Origin of the sequence: Prevotella sp. 10(H) (genome assembly GCF_000711235.1) — a bacterium.
Taxonomy (GTDB): Bacteria; Bacteroidota; Bacteroidia; order Bacteroidales; family Dysgonomonadaceae; genus Dysgonomonas.
Map to the genome: position 1 here is coordinate 25,083 of NZ_JOMI01000001.1, position 26,178 is coordinate 51,260.

Annotated in this window: 21 protein-coding genes and 1 tRNA gene; 8 read left to right on the top strand and 14 right to left on the bottom strand. The window is 39.1% G+C overall.

Going from position 1 to position 26,178, the window contains the following annotated elements:
- Positions 1-87 precede the first annotated feature (87 nt).
- The 3 genes from K348_RS0100165 (at position 88) to K348_RS19115 (ending at position 2,916) form a co-directional block, all read left to right on the top strand.
- Positions 88-1,941 carry an SLC13 family permease gene (locus tag K348_RS0100165; RefSeq protein ID WP_029901763.1) on the top strand — a complete coding sequence of 618 codons (1,854 nt, stop codon included), beginning with the start codon at positions 88-90 and terminating at the stop codon, positions 1,939-1,941.
- A gap of 117 nt (positions 1,942-2,058) precedes the next feature.
- Positions 2,059-2,634 (top strand): HdeD family acid-resistance protein, encoded by a 576-nt coding sequence (locus K348_RS0100170; protein ID WP_029901765.1) that lies wholly within the window; start codon positions 2,059-2,061, stop codon positions 2,632-2,634.
- Between the two features lie 117 nt (positions 2,635-2,751).
- Positions 2,752-2,916, top strand: coding sequence for a hypothetical protein (locus tag K348_RS19115; protein ID WP_156032675.1), 165 nt, complete (start codon positions 2,752-2,754; stop codon positions 2,914-2,916).
- A gap of 184 nt (positions 2,917-3,100) precedes the next feature.
- On the opposite strand, the gene K348_RS0100180 is transcribed toward K348_RS19115, so the two are convergent.
- From K348_RS0100180 to K348_RS0100220, 10 genes are all read right to left on the bottom strand, one after another.
- The gene (locus K348_RS0100180; RefSeq protein ID WP_029901767.1) at positions 3,101-3,835 is read right to left on the bottom strand and encodes a hypothetical protein; all 735 of its coding nucleotides are present in this window, start codon (positions 3,833-3,835) and stop codon (positions 3,101-3,103) included.
- Position 3,836: 1 nt separating this feature from the next.
- Positions 3,837-4,259 (bottom strand): DUF3408 domain-containing protein, encoded by a 423-nt coding sequence (locus K348_RS0100185; protein WP_029901769.1) that lies wholly within the window; start codon positions 4,257-4,259, stop codon positions 3,837-3,839.
- Positions 4,256-5,020, bottom strand: coding sequence for a ParA family protein (locus tag K348_RS0100190; protein ID WP_029901771.1), 765 nt, complete (start codon positions 5,018-5,020; stop codon positions 4,256-4,258). The genes K348_RS0100185 and K348_RS0100190 overlap by 4 nt, the downstream gene beginning before the upstream one ends.
- Before the next feature lie 304 nt (positions 5,021-5,324).
- Positions 5,325-5,792, bottom strand: coding sequence for a hypothetical protein (locus K348_RS18655; RefSeq protein WP_051697438.1), 468 nt, complete (start codon positions 5,790-5,792; stop codon positions 5,325-5,327).
- 98 nt (positions 5,793-5,890) lie between these two features.
- Positions 5,891-6,031: a hypothetical protein gene (locus tag K348_RS19120; protein WP_156032677.1), complete on the bottom strand. Its 141-nt coding sequence runs from the start codon at positions 6,029-6,031 to the stop codon at positions 5,891-5,893.
- A gap of 157 nt (positions 6,032-6,188) precedes the next feature.
- Positions 6,189-7,502, bottom strand: a complete 1,314-nt coding sequence (locus tag K348_RS0100200; RefSeq protein WP_081852472.1) for a GDSL-type esterase/lipase family protein — start codon at positions 7,500-7,502, stop codon at positions 6,189-6,191.
- A gap of 113 nt (positions 7,503-7,615) precedes the next feature.
- Positions 7,616-8,308, bottom strand: coding sequence for a DUF3823 domain-containing protein (locus tag K348_RS0100205; protein WP_029901775.1), 693 nt, complete (start codon positions 8,306-8,308; stop codon positions 7,616-7,618).
- Positions 8,309-8,329: 21 nt separating this feature from the next.
- Positions 8,330-10,189 carry a RagB/SusD family nutrient uptake outer membrane protein gene (locus K348_RS0100210; protein WP_029901777.1) on the bottom strand — a complete coding sequence of 620 codons (1,860 nt, stop codon included), beginning with the start codon at positions 10,187-10,189 and terminating at the stop codon, positions 8,330-8,332.
- A 10-nt stretch (positions 10,190-10,199) separates the two neighbouring features.
- Positions 10,200-13,307, bottom strand: a complete 3,108-nt coding sequence (locus K348_RS0100215; RefSeq protein ID WP_081852473.1) for a TonB-dependent receptor — start codon at positions 13,305-13,307, stop codon at positions 10,200-10,202.
- 17 nt (positions 13,308-13,324) lie between these two features.
- Complete coding sequence (locus K348_RS0100220) at positions 13,325-14,473, bottom strand: glycoside hydrolase family 130 protein (protein WP_029901781.1); 1,149 nt, start codon at positions 14,471-14,473, stop codon at positions 13,325-13,327.
- A 180-nt stretch (positions 14,474-14,653) separates the two neighbouring features.
- Between K348_RS0100220 and K348_RS0100225 the strand changes: the two genes are divergently transcribed.
- The 5 genes from K348_RS0100225 (at position 14,654) to istB (ending at position 22,321) form a co-directional block, all read left to right on the top strand.
- Complete coding sequence (locus K348_RS0100225) at positions 14,654-18,550, top strand: hybrid sensor histidine kinase/response regulator transcription factor (protein ID WP_029901783.1); 3,897 nt, start codon at positions 14,654-14,656, stop codon at positions 18,548-18,550.
- Positions 18,551-18,813: 263 nt separating this feature from the next.
- Positions 18,814-19,098 carry a helix-turn-helix domain-containing protein gene (locus K348_RS0100230; RefSeq protein ID WP_029901785.1) on the top strand — a complete coding sequence of 95 codons (285 nt, stop codon included), beginning with the start codon at positions 18,814-18,816 and terminating at the stop codon, positions 19,096-19,098.
- Between the two features lie 560 nt (positions 19,099-19,658).
- Positions 19,659-19,853 carry a hypothetical protein gene (locus K348_RS0100235; RefSeq protein ID WP_029901787.1) on the top strand — a complete coding sequence of 65 codons (195 nt, stop codon included), beginning with the start codon at positions 19,659-19,661 and terminating at the stop codon, positions 19,851-19,853.
- Positions 19,854-20,032: 179 nt separating this feature from the next.
- Positions 20,033-21,556, top strand: a complete 1,524-nt coding sequence (gene istA / locus K348_RS0100240; RefSeq protein ID WP_036930072.1) for an IS21 family transposase — start codon at positions 20,033-20,035, stop codon at positions 21,554-21,556.
- A gap of 18 nt (positions 21,557-21,574) precedes the next feature.
- Complete coding sequence (gene istB, locus K348_RS0100245) at positions 21,575-22,321, top strand: IS21-like element helper ATPase IstB (protein WP_029901791.1); 747 nt, start codon at positions 21,575-21,577, stop codon at positions 22,319-22,321.
- 461 nt (positions 22,322-22,782) lie between these two features.
- Here the strand turns inward: istB and K348_RS0100255 are convergent, their stop codons facing one another.
- From K348_RS0100255 to K348_RS0100270, 4 genes are all read right to left on the bottom strand, one after another.
- Positions 22,783-23,985 (bottom strand): site-specific integrase, encoded by a 1,203-nt coding sequence (locus K348_RS0100255; protein ID WP_197027610.1) that lies wholly within the window; start codon positions 23,983-23,985, stop codon positions 22,783-22,785.
- Positions 23,986-24,115: 130 nt separating this feature from the next.
- Positions 24,116-24,203: transfer RNA gene (locus tag K348_RS0100260), tRNA-Ser, on the bottom strand.
- Between the two features lie 106 nt (positions 24,204-24,309).
- On the bottom strand, positions 24,310-25,029 hold the full coding sequence (locus K348_RS0100265) for a LytTR family DNA-binding domain-containing protein (protein WP_029901795.1): 720 nt from the start codon (positions 25,027-25,029) through the stop codon (positions 24,310-24,312).
- Positions 25,026-26,102 (bottom strand): sensor histidine kinase, encoded by a 1,077-nt coding sequence (locus tag K348_RS0100270; protein ID WP_029901797.1) that lies wholly within the window; start codon positions 26,100-26,102, stop codon positions 25,026-25,028. Before K348_RS0100270 ends, K348_RS0100265 begins: the two co-directional genes overlap by 4 nt.
- Between the last annotated feature and the right edge of the window lie 76 nt (positions 26,103-26,178).

Consider the following 26,178-nt stretch of genomic DNA (forward strand, 5'->3'; position numbering starts at 1 on the left):
TATACTATTTATTTGTTAGCCGTGTCAGGCAATGTATTTCATTCCGGCACGGCTTTTTTAATTACACATTTTAATCTTTGTAATAAAATGAATTGGGATATAATATTTTCAGGTTTTAATACGACATTGATCATATTGGTCGTAACAATAATATTCTTTGTTCGGGGAAAAATCCGTTCCGATCTGGTCGCCTTATGTTCACTCTTAGCCCTCTTGCTTTTCGGTATCCTTACTACAGGCGAAGCCCTTGCCGGATTTTCCAGTTCTATTGTATTAATGATGGCAGGATTGTTTGTCATAGGAGGTGCTATCTCCCGTACAGGCCTGGCCAAACTGATAGGCAGCAAGATACTTAAATTGGCGGGAGGGAATGAAAACCTTCTTTTCGTTCTGGTTATGCTGGTTACGGCATTTATCGGCGCGTTTGTCAGCAATACAGGTACAGTTGCTATTATGATGCCTATCCTGATTAGTATAGCTGCATCTTCTAAGCTTAATATACGCCGCTATCTGATGCCGATGGCTTTTGCCAGTGCGATGGGTATTTTCACGTTGATCAGTACTCCTCCGAATATGATAATACAGGACACATTGGTAAATAACGGATTTGAGCCGTTAGGATTTTTCTCTTTTGCCCCGATAGGATGTATAGCTGTAATAGTAGGGATAATTATCCTGTTTTTTTCCAGCAGGTTGCTCAAAGCAAATAAAAACGGGAATGACCGGTCGGTACAAAGTAAATCGTTATCAGAACTCATAGAAGAATATGATTTGAACAATAACCTGTGGAAAATTATTGTACCCGGTAAAACAGAAATCATAGGAAAATCTCTTGATGAATTACAACTAACATCAAATTATGGAATTGTTGTCGGGAAAATAATCCATAAAGGAAAGTCCGGGTTTATTTTAAAAAAAGACGAACAGGAGATTGCCAGGCCGGATTCTCGGATAGCCAAAGACGATATACTTTATTGTTATGGAAGTATTGATAATATAAAACTCTTTGTAGAACATTCTAGTCTCATCCTTTCTGATATCAGCCAAAAGGAAAAAGAATCCGGTTCGGAAGAATATGGATTGATAGAAGCTGTTATACTTCCTGATTCATATCTGGAAAACCGCACAGTTACAGATAGCCGTTTCAGGGAGAAGTACCATGTTATTGTGGCGAGTATTAAAAGCTCGGTGAGTGGCCCGGCCAAAGACGTGAAAGATAAAAAAATGCAAACAGGCGATGTATTGCTCCTATCCGGCAAATGGGAAGATATTATCTCATTGTCGAATAACCAACGGGATTTTGTTATTATTGGTCAACCGGAAAAGGAAGCATCAAAAGTCAGTTTTAATAAAAAAGCTCCGCTTGCAGCATCGATACTGATAGCAATGGTATTTGCCATGACATTTAATCTGCTGCCGGCTGTAACAGTTGTATTGATAGCGGCTGTTCTGATGGTTATTACAGGATGCCTGAGGAATATGGAAGAAGCGTATGATAGTATCAACTGGAACAGTATCGTCCTTATTGCAGCTATGCTACCTATGGCAACGGCCTTTGAAAAAACAGGTATTACGACATATATTTCCGAAGCATTATCGCAAGGGTTCGGTTCGATGGGGCCATCTGTAATGCTGGCGGCGATTTATTGTTTTACTTCGATACTTTCCTTGTTTATTAGTAATACGGCAACTGCCGTACTGTTTGCGCCAATAGCTATGAAGACGGCTCTGGTTATGAATGTAAGCCCGTACCCGTTCCTGCTGGCTGTAGCCGTAGCGGCATCTATGTGTTTTGCTTCGCCATTCTCAACCCCTCCTAATGCGTTGGTGATGAATGCAGGAAATTACACTTTTAAAGATTATGTTAAAGTGGGACTTCCTTTGCAAATAATAATGGGAGTAGTTATGATTATATTCATTCCTCTGATTTTTCCCTTTTAAGTCATAATCGATGATTCAGGACATTTTCGTTATAAGGAAGGACACGGATGTTTTTATTTAAATCATGATCTTCGTTATAAGAAATAATCAAGTAAAAAATACTAAAACTAAAAGATTATGAAAACAACATTTTTGTACAGAGAGAAGCCTAAATACTGGTGGATGTCGTTATTAATAGGCATATTGGCTCTTATTATGGGAGTTGTATCATTGGTTACACCCGATACAACACTGGTTGCCCTTACCGTTTTCTTTATTACAATGTTTTTTATCAGTGGTATAATTGATATTATATATGCTGTCTCGAACAGGAAAACATCCAATAACTGGGGGTGGGCCTTAACTGGAGGCATAATTGATATTGTATTGGGAGTACTGCTCGTTTGCATGCCTTTACCGGTAGTAACCACCATGCTGGTATATTTTGTGGGTTTTTGGATATTGTTCCGATCAATTCTTTCGATTGGTTTGTCCTGTGAACTTCAGCAACAGGGGGTAAAAGGCTGGGGATGGTTACTGGCTCTTTCTATCCTGGGAATACTATTCTCTATTTTTTATATGTTAAGTCCTGTACTTAATGGGTTATTTGTTGTGATGCTGGTTTCAATAGCTTTTATGACATATGGTATTTTCAGGATCAGTTATGCCTTTAAAATTAAATCGATAAATGATTTACTTAAAAAGGATAAATAAGAAACAGAAAAACGCACTATGGCTTAATTATTAGAACAAAATGTATTAAATGAGAGATTTTGGATTTTTCGAAGGCGGAATCTATCGAATAAAAACTAAATAAAAAGGAGGTTTATTATGAAAATTACAGATGGACAACTAAACGAAACAGATAATCAACAAAAGGTTGAACTTGTTTCAGATGATAAGCAGAGAATCACATCTCCTGAAGAAGATTATCAAAAGTTGAAAGAAACCAAGAGAAGAAGAAAAAAATATTGGTATTGGGTAAAGAATAAATAGGTATAATTCCCGATTCTGTTAATTATAAAAGAAGTATCTCAATTGTTAAGATACTTCTTTTGTAATTATTTATAGGGTAATTATTAATTTTTACGGCTTCTGTCTGAATAGACGGTATAATCCCGATTTATCTTATAAATATGTATTCCTATTTGGAGTTTCGAATAAAAAACCTGGATGATCTTTACTCTAAATACATATCCATATTAAACTCTTTTGTATCCACCTTTGTAATATCCACTTTATATTTCTTTATATAACCATCCATAATCGATTTAGCCATTATATCGCTCTCCTCGGTATTGATAAACATCTTGAACATATCCGTTCCATTCAGGGTATAAAGAACATTTGCTACAATATCGCTATTCACTGATTCTGCCGGTATTTTATTATGCAGGACTTTATAAGCCTGCTCCATTTCCTGAACGGATATACCGCTTGTATCATCATCAGGTAAATCATTTTCATACCCGTCAAATAACGCTTCCTCCATTTCTTTTCGAAGCTCTTCAGATGGAAGGGTTTCTCTTTCCTCTTCGAATTCATCCGATTCGGGAAATGGCATTTCTACCGGTTCCTGCGGTTCTTCCAATGGTACCTCTACCGTTTCAAAAGGAACAGCCTCATTCAGTTCAGGCAACCTGAAAATAAGAACAGTCTTTGTATTTCCAACGACCGGATGAGCCGAGTTGAGTTGTTCAGGTAAATTATCTTCTTTCTTTAATGGTTCTCTTTTTAAAATCTTCCTTTGTTCCCTGATGCTTAAAGCGAATAACGGGCGTTGGCTTTTACGCAGTATCCTATTAAATGAATTAATCAAATAGGATAAATATTTAATTGCTAATACAACGATTTTGTTGCACCACGTAACGCATTCGATCAAGCTTGCCAGAAATATATAGATAACTATTTTCATTTCATTCGTTGCTTTTAAGTTTCAGGATGCTTTGATCGATAACCTCATCTATATCATCTCCATATTCCGTAAAATGAAAATCAAGGATATTATTCATAAACATGGCAATCGACACGCCGGGTGTTAACATCAACAGCTTACCGACTTTCCTGTAATTATCCTCGGACAATTGTATTGTTGTCGCCCTTTTCAAGATGGGCTTGTTTAACTTAAGAAACAGTTCGCAATAATCTGTCTTTTGCTTTTTCTTCTTTACATTTCCTGAAACTGGATTTGATTGCGGAATGGATTCTTTCTCTACATCTTTCTTCGAAGGAACAATTTCGTAAGGCTTTTCACTACTTCCTGTCTCCGTTTCATCTTCACCTGCAATCATTCTTTTGAGTTTGTCCTCATCAACCTGCACTATTTTTCTTTTATTCATAGTCCGATCATCTTATTGATTTCTGTAACCAGCTTCTCAAGATTGCTATTGCGTAGCAAACGTTTATCAGGAGGGAATAAAGTCGACCGGAATATATCGGTACGGGTTACGGATAACTCCTTGTTGTATTTTTTAGTGTCGGGTATCTGTGTTTTTAATATCGGCAATTTCATATCTTTCGCCAACTCTGTAAAGATTTCATATAGTTCGGTATTTTCCCGCTTATCGACTTTGTTCCAGAAAAAATATGCGCCTTTCAGGCTACAGGCCAATGTCGTGTCCTGTATGTTTTTATTGAGTGTCATGGCAAAAGACAGGCTGCTGTTCAATGCCCTTCTGTCTGCAATGATGGGAATGAAAATAAAGTCCAGGTTGATAATCACGTTCAATACTCCCTGACTGTTTACGGTGCCGGGCAGGTCGAATAATACCACATCGACAGGCACTTTATTCTTGTCGAGCTGATTGATCACAGTTTCTAATGCCGTCTCAGGACTTGCTTTAATGATCTTATAGGCTTTCCGTCCTGTCAGATCAAATCTTTTTTCAAGCAGTGCCTGTAGTTGACTGTTTCTACCCATGGTTTCAATATCGGACTCACGCATATTAACAATGGAATGTTGGGGATAGTCACAATCGATAACTATCACGTTCTTCATCAATTCATAGTGAAGGTAACTGGCATAAATAGTGGTCAGGGCCGATTTTCCGACTCCGCCTTTCTGATTGCCGAAAGCAATAAAAATAGTCTTCTTATCCATAATTTATTAAATGAAAATTAATAGTCGTGCAATCCATTTAATTATTCATTAAAATCAGAATTATGGTTTTCGTATGATATAGTTCACCGGAGAAACGGATCATCGTTATTACCGTTTATCCATAATACCATGTAACGGTGGAACCGTGTAATAATATGATCCAAAGATTAAGTTTATATTCCGGATTTTCGGTATCGTTTATCAAAAATGGCGGTATATTTCACCGTTTGTCGATGTATTTCTCACCTGTATAATAATAAATCAGGATTATACTATAGTATGATCCTGCCTTAGGTTGGTTATTTTATTTATTATATCCTGGTACAAGCTCTGGCGTTGGCCTGAAAGGGACAACCTTATGTTCACGCGGTGCTATCCATCCTGATTTTTCAGGATTTAGTTCAACTTTATAGCAAATATCCGAAATTATTTTCCGATTGCAAATGGCTTTCCCTTCAAAAACATTCCAGGGCAGCGGTAAATTGTTCCAGTCATCGGTATTGGGATCGAGTTTACCCCCACTACTAATATGCCAGTAGACTACATCTCCTGCCATTAAGCGTAATACTTTACCGAAACAAAGTGTATCTAAAAGGTCATCCATACCCATAGCATAAATCAGATTCATCCAGTTATCCCTAGATTTATTCCATGCGCCGGCTGTATCGTTCCAGGTAGTCGAATCATTCCCTTTTTTTACGACCATGTTTTTAAGGTTTATATCACTTGTATTCCAGATTTCCTGCAACAAGTAAGATTCCCTTCTGCTCATCGGTGGGATTGTTTAATACTTCGATAGCAGGATATACATGTGATATTGCCCATCAGTTAGTGGATGGTTATCCAGGCAGCGTTTGTATAATAGTTCGCTTATTTCATCGAATGCTCTTTGTTGACCGTAGATAGTGAATTTACTACGCATGTTGCATCGTGAAGTGTAATATGCAATGAAACAGGCGGTATCCACATCGGATGCAAAATTTTCACAATCCAAACGGTGGATAATACCATGCTTGGCTATTTTCTGGAATTCAGTTTTACGGTTTTCCTGATAAATTTCATCAATTTATCTCCAATCTTATCACCGAGTACTTTTTAGGATCTTTTTAATCATTCATACTTCATTTCATCAGATTGTAAAAATGAAGTATGAATACATTAAAAATTATTATTTAACCTTCTTGATTGTATAATAATTATCCTGGGGTTTATTATTTTCCCAAAGCATTTTATCTAATTCATCTGCCTTTTTCATCCAGAAGCTTTCCTTTGATTTTAGATTAAAATACTCGTTAAAACTATCTGTATTTCCTTGAAATTGTTCCAGTATATCTGCTTTTGGAGTAGAAACATCGTCAATTTCATACCGTTTTTTGAGCTCACCATACTCTTTCATAGCAATGTATCGAATGTTTCCCACTATAGAAGTATATTCTGCTATGGTTTCTGCAAGTAAAGCAGCCTGTTTATTTTGGGGTGTATCAGCTATGGTAGCTAAATTAAGCCCTTTTGCAAACTCAGCCGCTTCATAATCCGCAATAGCGATACTATTTATAGAAAGGGTATATTTGCCCGGCGTTAGTCCGTCTATTTGAAGTATTTCCTGATTTAATTCATTCTCAAAATCCATAAATAGTGAAGCTTCCTCCGGAATAGCCACTTTGGGATAAGGCAAGGCGTATTCTAACAATGAAAAGCTAATAGTTCCATCTTTGAATGAGAGATTACTAACCGAGCAATTATTTTGTTCCCTAACCGAGAAAGACTTCGCATCAATCTTTGTTTTTGAAACGAAAGGAGTGCCATTTGTGGATTTTATAAAGATATATCCCATCAGGAAATCAGCCAAAGGAGTAGTATGAACGCGGTCTTTAGTAAGCAAAGTAAATGTCGAATCAATAGTTTGCTGCTCCAGTGTAATCTGATGCATTGGATTATAGAAATCAACTACAGGTAAATTCCGTTTTCTCCCCAAGTCGATAACCTGACTTGCCAGTCGTTCCAACCCCAGTCTTTTAGGATCTACCCGTTCTGTACTTTTCACAGAATAATCGTAGGGAGAAGGTGTAATGAGAATAACCCGACTACCATTTTCTTCCAGTCGATTTATAATTCCTTCGAGATCACGACTATAATTTTCCTTAGTAAAAAGTCCGCTGTTTTCCCACCAGATATCATTCATGCCAAGCATTATGGTAGATATTGTAGGTTGATGTACCAAAATATCTCCATCCATACGACGGGTTAGCGTACCGGTAGTTGTATCTCCTCCCGCACCACAATTTAATAATTTAAATTGCTGCGTGGGGAAACGGGTAATGTAATAAAGATATATCATCTCAAGGTATTTACCTTGGTGGGTAATACTATTACCTATGGCACACCAACGATCACCTTCTTTAAATGGGATATATGTTTGGGAGAAAGTCTCTACTAATATCAACATAGACAAACACAAACAAAGAATTATTTTTTTAATCATATCATATTTTGTTATTTATCGAATTTTATATTGAAAAGAATGTCTAAAAAGTTCTCCTCCACCTTTGGACTGCAAGAGAAGAAACTTTTTAGACAACTATTTTTTAAAACTATTTAGTTTACAGTAAGTTCTACTATCTCACTATAGTTTACTCCATTACTGGTGTGGGCGGCAACTCTTACATATATCCGGTTTTGATTAGCTTTGATTTTATGGATGTTTTCCTTAAAAGCATTATCGTTGGGCAAATCGAATATACATGTTCCGTTAGCCTCAGTTTGAGCGGTTCTTGAAGCGTAGTTCGAACTATTGGCATCTACACCCTTGGCAAAGTTCCACATAACAGATATTTCATTAATAGTATATGATGGGGCAGACGGCGTTGCCGTATAGGTTACCGATAATTGATTACTGGCATCTACCGTAGCCTGTATGCCTATCCGCGCATAAGGAGTAGCGGTAAGATCAAGTTGAGTTTGTCCTTTAATCGTTACGTTACTTTCGCATTTATCGGTAAATGGACCGTTCACTACTACACGGTATTCGCCGTTAAAAACCCGGCTGTTTTCGAAAGTACCGTCTTGCTTGGCACGGAAGTCGATAGATTTGGTAGCATTTGTATTGAGTTCGTACAAATTAACCATTATACCTGAACTGCCGGCTACAGGAAGTGGTATCGGTTTGTTGGTTTGTGCATCGTAAACTGTGCCCCGGATGCCTCCGTTGGGCGCATCATAATTATCTATGTCGTTGTCGCACGATATACATATGACAACCAGCATGATAAGATATATTATTTTTTTCATACTTTCTTTCATTAAATATTATTAGTTTTCGAATCCGGGATTTTGTACCAACAACGGATTGGTACTTATATCGTTACCATACAAACGCACGTAATAGTTTTTTTCGAGGAATATACGTTTCTGCTTAGGCGGATTGGTGCCTATTTCGAACGTATATTTGCCATCACTTAGGTTATACCACGGATAAAGGGCGCTGCCACGGAAGTTTGTTAGTCCGCCTTGTGTAACATCAAGGTGGGCAATGCGCCAACGTTTCATGTCCCAGTAACGGTGTTTTTCGAAAGCAAGTTCTATGCGACGTTCATGACGCACTTTTTCCAGAGTAATGACATCAAGTTTCTTAATGCCGGCTCTTCCACGTATTTCATTTACCGCCGACAATGCTTCGCCATCTTTGCCACCGAGTTCCATGCATGCTTCTGCAAGATTAAGATATATTTCCCCAAGGCGGAATACGACCCAAGGAGTTTCCGATTTCCCCATTTCCATATCGGTAAGAGTTTCATCGAAGAATTTCTTTTGGTAAAAACCGGTTTTAGAAGGGTCACCCACATCAGCACCGCCGTCTTTGCCCGATGCATTATATTTTACCCCGTTAATTTCTACGGTGTTGTCTCCGCTTGGTTGGTTATAGGCCTGGTATTTGGTTCCGTCAGGGCCAATTATTCCTCTTTTCCACTCGATACGGGTGTCCTGACAAGGTGAGCCGGGAAGATAAACTGATGCAAATAAACGTGGATCCTTGTCTGCAAATAGATCGAGTACATCGTCAAAGCGGCGCGGAGTTACTCCGTCAGCTTCATATATGCGGAGTTTACCTTCTGTACCATCAGTATATTCGAATGCTTCAACTATTTCGAGCGTAGGAGCCATACCGCTACCCCAGCCGTTTCCCCGGTATGAGAAAGGGGCGTTGCGTTTATCCCAGTCATGACCTTTTCCGCCGGCTGCATTGTATTGCTTCTGGAAAATGTATTCTCCGTTATCTCCATTACCTTTAGTAAACATTTCGTAGAAATTACGAGCCTTGTCGATATTTTTTTCATACAAATGGTATTCTCCCATTCCCAATAGTTCCTTAGATGCATTGTAGCATTCGGTAAACAATCTAGGTGCTTCGGAAGCCGGAATACCTACAACTCCGTCGAGTTGTACCTTACCGTATGTGGCGATAGAACCTGCATACAGGGCGGCACGCGAACATAGAGCCAGGGCTGCACCTTTGGTAGCACGGTATTTTCCGGAATTATTTCGTGTAGGTTCCAATACTTTTGCAATAGCTTTGCATTCGTCGATTATAAAATTGTACACTTCTACCTCCTTGTTTCTCGGAACTTGTAACGAACTTATATCACCGGGAACGTAGACTTGAGGCTCAATAATTAAGGGTACACCACCGTAGCGTTTTACCGATCCGAAATAATGCAATGCCCTTATAAATCGCGCTTCGGCATTGAGTAATTCCTTTTCTTTCTCGTTTAGAGCAGTTGTTTGGGTAAGCTGTGCCAGGAATTCGTTGGTGCGGCGTATGTGATTATATCTGTCGTAAAATTTGTCTTCGGCTAAATAATCATCATATGTATAAGTTCCGCCGGCATTGTCAAACATCGGGTCTTTCTGATACGAGCCCTGCGCCTCGTCCGAAAGTGTTGTAGGATTCATAAGCCGCCAGTCGGTAATATACCAGTCATTAAATTCGTCGAGACGAAGTCCATCATACAGATTCACAAGTACGGCATCGATTGCTTTGGGGTTTTGCCACACCAAATCAGGCGTGATAGTGCCGCTGGTACTCTCCCGGTCGAGGTAGTCGCTACATCCGCAGAATATGGAAGACAGGATGCAGAAACATAATATTTTTTTATAGTTTCGTATTTTCATAAATTTGATTTTAAAAAGTTATGTTTAACCCGAAATTAAATGTCTTCATCTGAGGATAGTATCTCAGTAGACTATTGTCACTCTCCGGATCGGTGTATTTCATTAGACCATCTCTATTGGTGAATGTAAGAAGGTTGTTGCAATTTACATATAGCCGCACTTGTTCCAAACCGCACTTACTTAACAATGTGGAGGGGAGCGAATAGCCGAACTCAAGTGTTTTTAATCTCAGGAAATTAGCCTTGTGTAACGACCAGGAATTGTTAGAACGGTTATCACTTAATCCGGCAGGACGCACAGCGGGCATTTCGCCCGGAATCCATTTGCTGTAAGGATCGGTAGGGTCTTCACGGTGCCAGCGATCGGTTTGTATGGCAAATCCGTTACCTAACCCTTGTTGAATGAAGGGGTCGAGCACGTCGCCACTTATGAAAATATCGTGTCCGGCAGCACCTTGAAAGAATAGAGTAAGATCAAATCCTTTATACTCACCCGAAAGGTTAAGACCATAATACATACTGGGTGCACTGCCATGCCCGATAGGTTGTTCATCGTTTCCATCGATAACACCGTCGTTATTCCAGTCCTGAAATTTCAAGTCACCCGGAAGAAGAGATTTATTTCCATTACCGTCCTGTACTGGCGAATTTAGTATTTCCTCATAAGACTGGAACTGTCCGATAACTTTTCTACCCCAGCGGATGTCTTTATAACGACCATTGCTATTATTGCGCCAGTTGTCGTACATATTAGTGGAAGCTTCGCGCTCTATATAATCGTTCAGAATACGGGTAAGGGAGAAGTTTCCTGATACCTGGTATCTGAAATCTCCGATTTTATTCATATGACCCAGCACGATCTCGAACCCTCTATTTTTATCTGAGTTGAGATTTTCCTGTGGCATGGGTTGTCCGAATGTGGTTGGTAAACTACCTGCACGGGTTGCCGGAAGCCCGGAGCGATTACGCTGGAAATAATCGAACTCAACAGACAGGAGTCCCCTTTTCCAAGAGGCTTCGAAGCCAATGTTTTTGATTTTTGACTCGTACCATGTAAGCCACGGGTTTGCCATACCACGGTTGCGAAGTCCGAGTGTAAGACCATCGGAACCTAACACGTAGTGCCCTTCATACTGGTATCCGTCTAAATATTGATAGGCATTAAAATCTCCTTCGTCACCCACTTTGGCATAGGATGCACGAATTTTGAGATTATCAAGATCAGGAAGCAAGTTCTTCATGAAAGCTTCTTCAGAGAGTCTCCAACCTACGGATACTCCGGGGAAGAACCCCCATCGGTCGCCTGCACGAAATTTATAGGAACCATCATACCTAAAATTGAACTCTACCAAATATTTGCCGGAGTATGCGTAGTTGAACCGCCCTACTAATCCCTGGTGCGCTGTTTCAACAGAACTACCTCCGGAAGTTTGGTTTTCCTTGTCACCATAATCCAGATCTTCAATCAGGCCAATAGTATATTGTTTGTATCCCTGTACCCAAGTTTTGCGGTCGTGATACATTTCCCAAAGCAGCATACCGCCAACATCGTGCTTATCGGCAAACATATGGTTGTAGTTTATAGAATATTGCTGAGTAGGTTTATAGTAATTTTCCATTTTCGACGTAAGGTGAGACATGGAGTTAATTATTTTTCGGTCATACTGCTCTGTTGAAGCATCGTAAGTATATCCGTAAGCTTCTTTTTTCCAACTTTTCTCTTCAACATTACGGTAGTCGTAAGCAACTAATGCTTTTGCAATTAAACCTTTAACGTAAGGTATCTTCCATGTTACGCCTACCGAGCCGTTAAATTCGCGACGTAAGCGGTCTTCGTATCCGACTTCGCTGGCATACGACATTTGTACCGGATTGTCTGCATGCCAATAGTCAGGATTATTGTTAGCATATATTGGGTAGGTTGGGTTTACCATCTGTGTCATACCAAACAAGTTCCATGCATTGTTGGGATTAGTACGTTTGTCGTAGCGACCGCTCAGTTGGAAGTCTACAGTCAGACCTTTGACAACCTCTGTGCTAATATTGGAGCGTACATTATATCGGTTATAGTTCCAGTCGGTAGATTTCAATATACCTTCCTGGTCCATGTAACCTAGTGACAGGTAGTATTTTGTTTTTTCCGTTCCACCGGTTACACTCAGGTTATGAGCCGTTTGCGGAGCAGAATTTCTCATCGTTGAGTCCCACCAATCAGTACCTACAGAGCCATTACGGAAGGCTTCCAATTGTTCGGGTGTAAATGCTGCTACACCGTTCCACTGGTTGGTATTATAAATAGCTTCGTTATATGCCGAGGCGTATTCGTAAGCATTCATTGCATCAGGATAGCGGGTTACTTGCTGAAACCCGAAATATCCGTTATAGTTAATTTTTGCTTTAGATTCTGTTCCCTTTTTAGTCGTAACCAACAATACTCCGTTAGATCCTTTGAAACCATATACCGCAGCGGCAGCATCTTTCAGTATGGAAATTGATTCTATGTCGTTAGGGTCGAGTTGAGAGTAATCCCGTTCGATACCATCGACAATGACTAGCATACTTCCATATCCACGGATATCTACCGATGCTCCATCGTCACCCGGGCTACCCGAACGCTGTACCGCGCGCAATCCCGGAAGACGTCCGGCTAGCATATTAGATACATTAGGTGCTTTTACTGTCATCAACTCATCGGATTTAATGGCAGATACGGATCCGGTTACAGATGCCTTTTTCTGTACACCATAGCCTACTACGACTATTTCGTCCAGTAATTCTGTATTTTCCTGTAATACAATTTTCATGTATGTCATGCCATTCACTGCCTGTTCTAGGGGTTTGTATCCTATATATGAGATTTCAAGTATGGCATTTGCTGGAACGGTGAGGGTAAAGTTACCATCCAAGTCCGTGATAGTACCTATAGTAGCAGCAGCTTTAACTTTAACGGAAGCTCCAATTATCGGATCTCCTTTTTCGTCGACTACCACACCGTTTACTTTGATTTCGGTTGATAGCTGGTCTGTTTCTCTGGCGTCTGCTCCGTAAGTCGGGCTTATTCCTGCCCAGCCGACAAAACAAATGAATACCACCAGAATAGTTTTCAAGTGTTGTTTCATGTTTAATAGATTAATTGTTAACGTTTATAATCGCATATCGCAACAGCTAATTGCGAATCTGCACACCCATAGTATAAATATAGTTTTCCGTTAAGGTAAGAAAGACCTTCAAGGAACACGGTTCCGTCTACATACTGCCCGCTTTTTTCGAAAGGAGCTTGTGGATAAAAAAATGGCTTATCCAAACGGTCGAGTACTTTATAAGGATCATTCTTGTCGAAAAGAAATTGTCCTGCACAATAAGCTCCGGCAGGATAATTAGGGTCTCCATTTCCATCGTGCCGTCCATTCTTGCCGTTGTAAAGTAAAACTATGCCATCATCAGTCATCAGAGCAGGAGGACCACATTCGGTTAAAAGGCTGTCGAAAAATCCGTCCCGGGGGGTTGCCATTTTTTTGAGTTCGTTGTTCTCATCCAGAACGGGAGTCCAGTCAATTAGATTATCAGATACTGCGGCACATACAGCATTCTCACCCCAATACATAAAATACTGGCCTTGAATCTTTTCAATTACAAGCTTGCCATCTTTTATACGGGTAACCATAGATGCCGATTTACAGCTCATATTTTTAAAACGTCCATCGTATGCCTTGCCGAATGCCAAACCGTGTTTCTCCCAATTAATGAGGTCGCGTGAGGTCGCTATAGCTAATCGGGCTCTATGATGGTTCCAAGCCGTATAGAGCATAACATACAATCCATCTTCAGTCATGGTTACACGCGGATCTTCACATCCACCGGGCCATTCGAGTTCTTTATTTTCATCTTGGGCCGGGAAGAGTACAGGTTCTGTACGGCGGCTCATAGTAATACCGTCGGCACTTTCGGCATAACCGATACGGGAAGTTCTACTTCCAATACCCTGTGCTGAATTATCTTCAGCGCGGTATAGAACAACAATCTTGCCGTCCTTAACGGTAGATGCGGGGTTGAACGTATCGCTTTCTTCCCATTTCATCATTTTTTGACGCATAGGACAGAAAAATTCGGTATTTGTTCTTGGTGAGATAACAGGGTTTACATTAGGTGGTCGTTTAAATTCGCCTAATACCCAGACTTTATTATCCTGAGAAGTTTCTGAACTTCCGGGTTCCTTACTCGCAGAGCATCCAACCAGAAGTGCTACTGCAAAAGACATAGAAATGATTAACCTTAGTTTGTTCATGCTTATTACATTTAAGTTTTTTAATTAACGATGCACAAAGCTATTTTAAGTTCTGCCGGGAAATGTCCTCTATGTTCCAAAAAATGTCCACAATCCGCTTGCAGTGCGTTTTTTCTTTTATGTATAGCTTTTTTTTGCTAACTTGCGTTCCTATTAGTTAACCACATTCTACACGGACTGATGAGAAGCATACGCTTTATATTTGCTTTATTATTGTGTTATATACCAGCTGCTAAATCACAATATGTTGTCGAACAAATTTCGAATATCGACGGCCTTTCTAACAGTTCCATCAACTGCCTTATGGAAGATTCTCATCATATTCTGTGGATTGGTACTTGGGATGGTCTGAATGCTTACGATGGTCGGGAAGTGAAAACATATCGGTACCACAAAGACAGCAAATCAATCAGCCATAATATCATCCGAAGCATTGTGGAACAAGATAACATGAATGTCTGGATAACCACTGATGGAGGTTTGAACCGATGGTGCCGGAAGACTCAGACTTTCGATCGTTTTTTCGAAAGAAATTCGAACATATTAATGGCTGTAACCGCTAACTCGACAATTGTATGTTGTATAAATAAGCATTGGTATTACTTCGATGAAACCCGACAGGAATTCATTGAAGTTAAACGTGAGAAAAACCTGAATATCAACAATATACATATTGATAAAGAGGATAATATATACACGTTATTGAATAACAAGATAGTTATGAAGGGGCGGATAGTCTATGAAAACCATATTCCACGAATAACTGAGGAGACACTTTTGTATGAGGGAGAAAATGTATTAGACTTATTGCTATCGGGCAATAAACTTATTATCAATTGCGGCTCTTATCTCGAAGTTATGGACAAGGACGACCGTAACAAACAACGGATAGAATCGCCTCATAAAACCATTGCGAAGATTTCATACCGGAACGAACTGTTATTTATGAACTATTCCTCTGGTGGGTGCGCCATGTATGATTTCGAAAAAAACAAGCTAATCCCCCTAAACGATATTTCAGCAGATATTCCGGTCTTTTCTATTCATGTAGGCTCGCAGGGGATTCTTTGGATAGGTACCGACGGAAAAGGTGTATTGAAAGTTTACAAGTATTCTTCTCCGTTCAATAAAGTATTTACTGAACATCATGTACGGTGCTTCTGCGAATCGGACGATGATCATTTGTTGGTGGGAACTAAAGGAGAAGGCATCAAGATACTGGACAAAAAAAGAAAGGTACTACAAGACTTTCTAACTACGGGTACCGGGCTGAATTCAAATGATGTGTATACCATCCGAAAAAATAAATACGGTGACTTCTTTGTAGGTACCGATGGTTTGGGGTTGGCTATTATCCAAGCCCGGAACAACAAAGTGCAATATCTGGAAATACCCGATAGCACTTTGAAGTTTAGATCGGTATATTCTATACTCTTTACTCACAATGATTCTTTATTATGGTTGGGTGCTGTAAATTACGGTTTATTAAAGATAGAACTAAAAAGAGAGAATGGTGTGTACAAGGCTAATAACATTCACTGCTATTACGAGGGTTCATTGAACAATACTTCGATTTATTCCTTAGTAAAAGGCAAAGACGATAACGAAATATGGATATCTACGCGCAAAAACGGCTTATTTAAACTGAATGTACTGGCAGAACATTTCGATAAACTTGAAGAATTGAACCGGAATCTCTCGAGTGAAGATATACTTTGTATCAAAAAGGGAAAAAACGACAAATTGTGGATAGGAACAGGATATGGATTGAACAGCATAGATTTAACCGTTCCCGAATATCCGGTAACAAATTATGCAGACAGGCAGGAATTTGTGAATAATACCATTCACGGTATATTGGAAGATAAAGATGAAAATCTATGGACGAGCACCAATCACGGCATATGTTTTTTAAATACGAAGTCGGGGAACATTATAAACTACACTTCCCTGAATGGTCTTCATAACGATGAATTTTCCGACGGTTCATTTTATTCCGACAGCGATAATATCCTGTATTTCGGCGGCGTAGGTGGTTTCAGTTATTTTAGGAACGACGAAATTCATTTACGCGATTATATACCTCCCTTGCACCTGAATCAGTTACGAATAAATAATGTTTCACAGAACGTATACGAACGCATTAAAAACAACACTTTACATCTATCTTACAATGAACCATTTGCTACACTCACTTTCCTGTCTGGAGATTTTATAAACAATGAAAATTGTGAGTATGCTTATCGTATTTCCGGTTATGCCGACGAATGGGTAGCAAACGGAAATAATCCGAATGTACTTCTTACCCGTCTTCCCCCGGGTCAATATATACTCGATGTGAAATGTACTAATGGTGATCGTGTATGGAGCGATGACATTTATTCGTTAAATATTCAAGCGGATCATCCATGGTGGCACAGTGTATGGGCATACGTCATATATATGGTATTATTGGTTGGTACGACTTATGTTATCATCTTCGTAATCCGTAACCGATTAAAAAGAAACCGTCAAGTATTACTAGACCGGATTGAGAAAGAGAATCAGGAACGGATGCACGAATCTAAACTGAACTTCTTTACCAATATAGCCCATGAGTTTTTTACACCGCTGACACTGATATATGGCCCTGCCAGCCACCTCTTGGAGAAAGCGAATCTTGACAACCTATCCAAAAAGTATATAAAAGTTATCAAGAATAATGCTGACAGGATGCAGAAGCTCATCAATGAATTGATGGAATTCAGGAAAGCCGAATCGGGTTTCTCGACTCTTCGTGCAGAAAGCATCAATATTGAACAACTCATGAATTACATCTCGGATAATTATGCTGAAATAGCAGCCGAAAATAAAATAGATTTCCATATACACATGGAAGAAAACATCTCTTTTGTCACCGACCGCAGCTCTCTGGAAAAGATAATATTCAACCTCATATCGAATGCATTTAAATATACACCTCTTAATGGTTATATACAGATATTTATTTATTTGAATGAAACTACTAAGCAATTGAATTTCCGAATCCGGAATTCAGGAAAGGGACTGACTGATAAACATAAAAGAGATATATTCGATCGTTTCAGTATTTTCGAAGAAAGCAGGTTGAAACATTCAGGAAGCATAGGCATCGGATTAAATCTCACAAAAAGCTTAGTAGAATTGCTTGGTGGGGAAATTAAAGTTGATAGTCGCATAGACGAATATGTAGAGTTCAGTGTCGTATTAAAGCCAATTATTGTAGAGGGTAATGGATCCGAAGACCCTGTATCGATGGCATTGAGTATTAATCCGGAAAACATCTTAACGCGTAAAGATATTACCGTACTTATTGTAGAAGACGAACGAGGAATACGTGAATTATTGAAAGATATTCTGGAACCTTATTACCGTGTGATTACAGCGGAGAATGGTAAAGATGGTATTGAAATACTTAACAAAGATGTACCCGATATAGTGATCTGCGACATTATCATGCCCGAACTGGATGGCATTGGTTTCATAGATCATCTAAAAGGAAACTTGCATACGGCCCATATTCATATTATCAGCATTTCAGCTAAAAACAGCATCGATGACCACATCAGTGCGTTCCGCCACGGTGCCGACTTGTACATTAATAAACCTTTCCAGCCACGGCACGTTCTGGCTGCCGTAGAAAATATTATCAACAAACATTTTACCCTGAAAAAGTACTTCAATTCGAGCCGTTCGGAAATGATGATTAAAGAGGGTATACAGATGCATCAAGAGGAAAATACATTCCTGCAAAATATTGTCAGATTTATTGAAGATAATGTCGATAACGAATCACTAAGTCCTACGCTCATTGCTGAAACTACAGGTGTAAGCAAAGCATCTTTGTATGACAAGATGAAGAAGATAGTCGGTAAAACACCTAGTGAATACATCAGGTACATCAGGTTAGAATATGCCTCGCGGTTATTGAAAACAACCCAGCTTACGGTATCCGAGATAATGTTCAAATCAGGATTTGCAAGTCGTTCGTACTTTTATAAAGAGTTTTCTAAAGAGTTTGGTGTATCACCAAAGGAATACCGAAAAAAAGAAGAGTAAATTATTGAAAATTTGAAAATATTTATTTTATCGACATTAATAGGGTGATTATGTGGATATCGTTTGCAATGGCAATTTTATATACTTCTTTTATTAGAGAATAATAAGAAAATAAATATTTCCAAATCTGTCATTGAAGCTATTTGTCTTTTTAAAACATAGATATACCTTTACACTGCCAACTTATACCACAAACTATTTTTCACTTATTTTCCTGACTTATATCTCTTTCCTTTGCATTTTCAAATCAAGAAAGGAGAAATATGGAAATAAAAATGATAGAAGGAAAAACTTTTGAACGACTCAAAATGTGTATTACCGATTTACTTGCACAAATTGACTCTCTATATAAAGAGCCAACCAATGACTGTTTAGACAATCAAGCAGTTTGTCAAATTCTAAATGTCAGCAAACGCACACTTCAAACATTCCGAGATAAAGGATTAATCCCATATTCACAGATTGGACATAAATGTTTTTACAAACCGGAAGATGTGAAAGAGTTCCTTGAAAAGAACCGTGTAGAATCGTTGAAAAAGTATAGATAATGGATATAAATGAGGTTTTAGATTCACGTTCACCGGTAATGAATGAACTGTTTTCTGCTATACGGATAGGCAGCAATAAGATTTTCACTTATAAGAAATTGCGGTAACCGACATTACTCGGAGAAACGTTTCTTACTAACAAGGAGGTCTGCAAAACATTGGGATTGGGATTAAGTACTTTACAGGATTACCACGAACGCGGGTATCTTGCATACTATAGGATTGAGGGTAAAATTCTGTATTAACTATCGGATGTGCTGAAAATACTTGAAAATAACTATTTTGATCTTTGGAAAAGAAAGCGGTATCTTGCGTCGTCCAAAACAGGTAATGATTTGGTAACGGAAATACAACGGAAATTATAAGATTTTGCACTTTTCGGATTAGGACAGCTTCGGACAACTAGTACATATCAAGCTAAGTATCAGCGGGTTCATCCAGTTTGGCATTTAATCACTTTGGGAGAACTTTAATTCAAATATAAGTATAATTTTCAAATGTTAATATTATCTTTGTGAAGTGTGGTATTTGTTTTCTGTCAATATAATAAAGTTTAAACTATGAAATCGCGGTTCAAAAAAGCACTACAAGGCATATTCCTTACTTCTGTAGCTTCTATCGTATCTACAAATGGAGCAGAAGCTTCCAATTACGATTTGGAAAGAGTAAATCTTGATGAAAATAACAGTAATACGGAGGTAGGTGGAAAAAACGGTAAAAACGACCCCTTAAAAACGGCGGAAAATGGCCATTAAAAAACGGTCGAAACTGACCCCTTGAAAACGGATGAAAGTGATCCCCTAAAAACGTTTCAAACTGACCCCGGCAAGGGTAATTGTTAAAAAGTTGTTCAAAGATGGTATTAAAAGTGTAAGATTTTGTTAGCTTGACCGGCGACCAAAATCAGAAGATTATGCCGAACATACCAATTAAGATGAACAAACTTAGAACCATTATCCGTTTGTATGAGGAGCAAACGGGTTTAAAGACCATCGCAGCGATGGCTCGCACCTCACGTAATACAGTAAAAAAATACGTTCAAAAGTGGAACTCTTTGAAAATGACCTACGAAGAGTTTCATGGCAAAAGTGATGCCGAGCTTCACGACCTGTTTTGTGTACCGGCTTGTATGCTTCAACCTAATCCCCGCCTGGAAGAATTGGAAGGTTTAATGCCCGATATCTGCAAAGAACTTGGACGTAAAGGAGCCACTACCCTCCAGCAATGGGATAAATATCGACAGAACCATCCTGATGGCTATGGACTTACTCAGTTCCGATTGGCTATCCAGCGTTACCGGATGATTACCAACCCTTCGATGCGGATGGAGCATAAAGCCGGGGATAAAATGTTTATCGACTATACAGGAGATAAATTATGGATATATCCTCATGGGGAATCTCCCCGTCAGGTAGAAGTCTTCGTAGCTATATTGGGCTGCAGCCTGTTAACTTATGTAGAAGCGGTTTCCAGCCAGACAAAGGAAGATTTTATATCAGCCTGTGAAAACGCTTTTTATTATTACGGTGGGGTCCCTCAGGCAATGGTTCCCGACAACCTGAAAGCAGCCGTGACAAAAGCCGGACGTTACGAATCGGTACTCAATGAAGAGTTTGAGCGTTTTGCCGAGCATTATGCCGTAACCGTTCTACCAGCCCGTGTGCGTAAACCTAAAGATAAATCAGTAGTAGAGAATGCTGTAAAATTAACATACAAAGATATCTTTACCCGGATAGAACATCTGCGTTGTCCGGACTTAAAGTCATTGAATGCGGCTATACGGTCAGCCCTTGAGATACATAACTACCAGCTTTTAAGTCGTCGTAATTACTCCCGCAGGAGTTATTTTGAGGAGATTGAGCGCGATGTATTGGGTCCGCTAAATCCGATACGTTATCAGATAAAAAAGCACATTATGGCAACAGTAGGTAAAGACGGCTATGTCCGTCTGCGTGAAGATATCCACTATTATAGCGTCCCTTATATCTATATCGGTAAAAAGCTGAAGATATCCTATACGACAAGTGATGTGGAGATATTTGACGGCTATACCTGTGTGGCTTGCCATACCCGTAACCGCCTTGAGTTTAAACATACAACCAATCCTGAACATTTGTCTCCAAAGCATAAGGCTATCCTGGAATGGTCACCTGAGACCTTTATTAAACAGGCTGCCGAGATAAATGAAGATGTCGAGTTTTACATCCGTAAGGTATTGGAGAAGAAGCGCTATGTTGACCAGGCTAATAAAAGCTGTTCGGGCATCCTGTCTTTAGCCCGTAAGGTAGGTCCTCTCAGGCTGGCTGCCGCATGCCGTCTTGCCGACAGCTATGGCAGGTATAGTTTCCTTGAGATACAGGATATACTTAAAACCCAGTCTGAACTTATTGAGGTTCCCGAAGAAACGGCAGACATCCCGGAGCATGAAAATATCAGGGGGAAAGACTATTATAAATAACCTTTAATAAATAAAACAATGAACAATCAAACATTAGACAAAATGCGTCAGATGCGCCTTTTTGGTATGCACGACGCCTTCAAGACATCACTGGAAAATACATTGAAAGAACAAATGACCCAGGATCAGTTTATAGGACACCTGGTGGCCAGTGAGTTCGACAACCGCCGAAACAGGGCTATTGAAAGGGCGGTTAAAGCTGCTTCATTCCGTTACAATGCTTCGATAGAAGAGATTGATTACACCTTTGAGCGGGGACTGGACCGTAATCAGGTTGAGCGGTTAGCTGCCCTGGAGTTTGTCGCAGAAAGTAAAGACCTGTTCATAACCGGACCCACAGGAACAGGTAAGAGCTATCTGGCTACCGCATTGGGTAATAAAGCATGCCAGGATGGATATAAGGTATTATATGCCAGTACTGCAAAACTGATGAGCCAACTGAAGATTGCAAAGGTCAAAGGCTCTGTTATAAACGACTTTAAACGTATCGAGAGGATGGACCTGCTTATACTGGATGACTTCGGTATGCAGGCTTTCGACTCTCAGGCAAGGGGAATACTGATGGATATAATAGAAGACAGGCATCAAAAGAGATCTACTATTATTACTTCGCAGGTCCCTGTTAAAGGTTGGTATGACGTTATTGGTGAGAAAACAGTTGCCGATGCCGTACTCGACCGATTAGTACATCATTCCCTGAGGGTAGAGTTATTTGGAGAATCAATCAGAAAAAGGAAAACTAAAAATGAAAATATGTATCGCTGATAAATTATGTGGGTCCGAATATAGAGATGTTGGGACTTATACCTATTTTTGTAAAATCTGTGGACCCATTACCTGGGTAGACCGATAAATATTAAGTTTAACTCGGGCTTAAATCTTCTTCTTTTAGACCCCAATCCCGAGAACAACTTTTTACTGTTTGAACGGCATAACTTCAAGGGATCATTTTCCGCCGTTTTTAAGGGGTCATTTTTACCGTTTTTTCCACTTTAGACACTTACAAAAAATGCGGTATTGCCCCATTAACATATTCCCGACTAATGCCAGATGCATTACATCCAAACGATGCCGGTCATTATGAGATAGCCCGTGTGATATGGGGCGATTTGGAGAACCTGATAATTTCATATTTCAATTCTTAGTATTTCATTTTGAGTAGATAAATTATAGGTGTACCAACGGATTTTTATCATTGTAGTGATAGGGCATCGTTCCTGCATTATTTATAAGATGACAGATTTCTCCATGATGAATTTTACAGCTGTAGGATCCGGAGCATGTGTATATGTTTCAATTTCATCCGAATTTAAATGGCCTGTTATTGTAGCAATAAATAAATTCGGATATCCCTGACTTTTAAGGTCTGTTATACCGGTATCACGGTATGAATATAGTTTCATTTCCTTTGGCATATCGGTTGCCTCTCTCATTTTGTCCCAATATTTATCTAGCTTTCTGGCGTTAAGAGGTTTTTTCCCGGGCATTAAACCCGATGAAAAAAGATAATAGTCTTCCGGATATCTATCGATACCTAAGTCAATGATCATCTTTATTAAATGCGGCGGTAGAAGACACCATCTTGCAACATTATTTTTTGCTTTCGTTTGATCCAAGTAAAGCGCATTCATAGCTATCTTAATATCTTTAATCTGTGTGAGGCATATCTCTTTTGGTCGCATAAAAGAATTATAAATCAAACCGCAAACGATTTCCATATTTGGTAAACGTTCTCTAAAATAATTCAGGGCTTCTTTACTTCTTTCAGGAGTAATAAGTATTCTTTGTTTCTTCATTGTTATTTTTGGTTTAATTTTTTCGAAATGATTCTCTTTACAATAACCTTTCGATTTAAACCAGATCCACACACCGCGAAGAAAGTTAAGATAATTATTCAGTGTTCTTGGGCTGACATCTTTTTCTTCGTAAACATAATCTAAATATTTATTCGCATGGTTTACATCAAAGTAACTAACATATATACTATTCAGTTTTTCATTGATAAGCCAATCTTTGAATAGCTTTATTTGCGATCTGTAGGTACGCATTGAGTCATCACTTAGTATCCCGTTTTTTTCGTCTTTTTCCTTAACTTTCAGGAATGCATCCAGAGCATCGGTTAACTTATGAAAAGCTTTGGCATTCTTTCCTTCTTCGTATGGATTCCATCCTGAGTCAAGCTTTTCATTAATCACATCGCAGTATAATTTTGCATATCTGCGTGCCCTCACATCGTTGCCGATACGTTTACGAATTTTCTCGAATCTAAGTCTTTTCTTTTCTAATAGTCCTGAGTCCGGATTTAATATGCGGTATTCAATCTGCCATCCGGTAGGCCACTCTTTTAATGAAGCAGGTTCATAGTTTACGAGTGGTAAACTTTCCAATCCCTTTATAAGTAGTTTTTTCTGAATTTGCCTGATGTCCATTTTTTTTTTAGCTGGCTTATAGCCGGCTAAGATTAAAAATATCTCCAGTTGCATTCTGGTTGCACTTCGATTAATCGCAACCCTAAAAACGCACATAAGCCGCTAGTAATTAGCGACTTATGTAATTTTTTGGCGGAGAGAGAGGGATTCGAACCCCCGGAACCTCGCAGTTCAACGGTTTTCAAGACCGCCGCAATCGACCACTCTGCCATCTCTCCAGTGTCTTGCATACACTGTGCTTTTCCTCAAAAGCGTTGCAAAGATATGTACTTTTTTCTAATTGCAAAATAAATAAATGCCTTTTTTATGAGAAAATATCTACCGTTAGAAGAAGTGTTTATTCAGAAACTCCATAAACTTGGCCTTATATGATTCTGATACAGGAATATACTCCTTGCCGAAAACAATGCAGTTTCTTTCTATCGTCTTTATCTTATCCAGATTGACAATGAAAGAACGGTGCACCCGCATAAACTGCTTTACCGGAAGCTTCTCTTCCAGCGACTGCATACTCATCAGCGAACTGACAGGCTCTTTCTGGTTTTCGAGATGAAACTTTACATAATCCTTCTGATTTTCTATATATAGTATGTTGTCGAAGTCAATCTTTTCCATCCTGTATCCCGACTTTATGAAAATACTCGAAGAGATTTCCTGCGTATTCTCTGTCGGTTGCGAAGATATCAGTCTGAACCATTCCAAAGCCTTATTAGCTGCCTGTAGAAATTCGGCATAATTTATAGGCTTCAGTAAATAGTCCAGCGCATTCAGCCGGAAACCTTCCACAGCATACTGATCGTAAGCAGTAGTGAAGATAATCTTGGTAGTGGGAGGGATGGTCTTTGAAAATTCCAGCCCTGTAATATGTGGCATATTTATATCGAGAAACAGTAAGTCTATTTTCTCGTTTCTCAGTATATCTATAGCAGCCAATGCATTGCTGAAAGTACCTGCTAAAGACAGAAAAGGTGTCTTGCCAACATACGTCTTTAACAAGTCTACAGCCAAAGGCTCATCATCTATAATCACACATTTGAGTATCATGATTCAGTAATTTCTTTTCGAAAATCAATTCTTAACAGCGTAAAGAAGCTATCAGTACGTTTCTCAGCTATAAATTCATGTTTATGAGGATACAGGAGTGCAAGTCTTTTAGACAGATTGGCAAGGCCGATACCGGAATTCTTTTCTTCCATATTCTGTTCTTTTTCCACAAGGCTGTTTTCAACTGTACATAAAACTCCTATACCGGGATCGACCAAGATACTGATATCTATAAAACTCTCGCTTCCGTTATTGATGCCGTGTTTGAATGCGTTTTCAATCAGGGTGATAAACATCAGTGAAGCGATCATATCATGGCTTCCTTTATTCTCTATAAGCACGTTCAGCTTCACTTCCGGACTAAGCCTAAGTTTCATCAGATCGATATAATTACGCGTAAATTCCAGTTCTTTATCCAATGGAACAAATAGTACATCATTGTCGTACATTACATATCGCAACAGCTTACTAAGCCTGTGTACAGCGTCCTGCGCCCTACTTTGGTCTATTGCTATCAGCGAATATATATTATTCAACGTATTGAACAGGAAATGAGGATTCAACTGACTCCTCAGATTGCGCAGATCCGCTTCCAGTTGTACGCTTTTAGCTTTTTCTAAATTGATAGAGTCGCGGTACCAGCGTATAGTTGTTTTTATAGCTACAGCAAGCCCGATAACAAAGATTATGGATACATAATCAAATATCACACGCATCACCATCGGAGGCTTACCATAGTGACGCGGCCGGTCTTGAATACCCTGTTGCACAATTTTCATAGCTTCGGGTGCAGGTTTCATATATTCCGAAAGCAGGGCCTGAAAAACTACAAGAACTGCGATAAGCATTATGTTTATAATTATATATAGTGTAAATTTTCTGTTGAAAAGATATTTTCTTATCAGATATGAATAATTGGCATAAAACAATATAGCGAATATTCCCATTCGTATAACATAATTATAATAAGGCTTATAATCGAACGTACCCTCGCGCGATATCAGGTATATAGGGACTATAAGCACGATAGCCCAGATAATTATGTGGGGAAAAATCTTTATGAAGTTTTTCATATCTGTCCTAATCATTATCTCACTCAAACTTATAATTAATATTTAGTATTTGTTAACTATATATTGTTAAAAAGTA

Excerpts from the sequence above, each read along its gene's own strand:
- K348_RS0100180 (WP_029901767.1), bottom strand. The coding sequence starts at position 3,835 with ATGAAAATAGTTATCTATATATTTCTGGCAAGCTTGATCGAATGCGTT.
- K348_RS19115 (WP_156032675.1), top strand. The coding sequence starts at position 2,752 with ATGAAAATTACAGATGGACAACTAAACGAAACAGATAATCAACAAAAG.
- K348_RS18655 (WP_051697438.1), bottom strand. The coding sequence starts at position 5,792 with ATGAGCAGAAGGGAATCTTACTTGTTGCAGGAAATCTGGAATACAAGT.
- K348_RS0100185 (WP_029901769.1), bottom strand. The coding sequence starts at position 4,259 with ATGAATAAAAGAAAAATAGTGCAGGTTGATGAGGACAAACTCAAAAGA.
- K348_RS0100225 (WP_029901783.1), top strand. The coding sequence starts at position 14,654 with ATGAGAAGCATACGCTTTATATTTGCTTTATTATTGTGTTATATACCA.
- istA (WP_036930072.1), top strand. The coding sequence starts at position 20,033 with ATGAACAAACTTAGAACCATTATCCGTTTGTATGAGGAGCAAACGGGT.
- K348_RS0100270 (WP_029901797.1), bottom strand. The coding sequence starts at position 26,102 with ATGAAAAACTTCATAAAGATTTTTCCCCACATAATTATCTGGGCTATC.
- K348_RS0100235 (WP_029901787.1), top strand. The coding sequence starts at position 19,659 with ATGAAATCGCGGTTCAAAAAAGCACTACAAGGCATATTCCTTACTTCT.
- K348_RS0100210 (WP_029901777.1), bottom strand. The coding sequence starts at position 10,189 with ATGAAAATACGAAACTATAAAAAAATATTATGTTTCTGCATCCTGTCT.
- K348_RS0100230 (WP_029901785.1), top strand. The coding sequence starts at position 18,814 with ATGGAAATAAAAATGATAGAAGGAAAAACTTTTGAACGACTCAAAATG.
- K348_RS0100255 (WP_197027610.1), bottom strand. The coding sequence starts at position 23,985 with ATGGACATCAGGCAAATTCAGAAAAAACTACTTATAAAGGGATTGGAA.
- K348_RS0100205 (WP_029901775.1), bottom strand. The coding sequence starts at position 8,308 with ATGAAAAAAATAATATATCTTATCATGCTGGTTGTCATATGTATATCG.
- K348_RS0100165 (WP_029901763.1), top strand. The coding sequence starts at position 88 with ATGAATTGGGATATAATATTTTCAGGTTTTAATACGACATTGATCATA.
- K348_RS0100200 (WP_081852472.1), bottom strand. The coding sequence starts at position 7,502 with ATGATTAAAAAAATAATTCTTTGTTTGTGTTTGTCTATGTTGATATTA.
- K348_RS0100170 (WP_029901765.1), top strand. The coding sequence starts at position 2,059 with ATGAAAACAACATTTTTGTACAGAGAGAAGCCTAAATACTGGTGGATG.
- K348_RS0100190 (WP_029901771.1), bottom strand. The coding sequence starts at position 5,020 with ATGGATAAGAAGACTATTTTTATTGCTTTCGGCAATCAGAAAGGCGGA.
- K348_RS0100220 (WP_029901781.1), bottom strand. The coding sequence starts at position 14,473 with ATGAACAAACTAAGGTTAATCATTTCTATGTCTTTTGCAGTAGCACTT.
- K348_RS0100265 (WP_029901795.1), bottom strand. The coding sequence starts at position 25,029 with ATGATACTCAAATGTGTGATTATAGATGATGAGCCTTTGGCTGTAGAC.
- K348_RS0100215 (WP_081852473.1), bottom strand. The coding sequence starts at position 13,307 with ATGAAACAACACTTGAAAACTATTCTGGTGGTATTCATTTGTTTTGTC.
- K348_RS19120 (WP_156032677.1), bottom strand. The coding sequence starts at position 6,031 with ATGGTATTATCCACCGTTTGGATTGTGAAAATTTTGCATCCGATGTGG.
- istB (WP_029901791.1), top strand. The coding sequence starts at position 21,575 with ATGAACAATCAAACATTAGACAAAATGCGTCAGATGCGCCTTTTTGGT.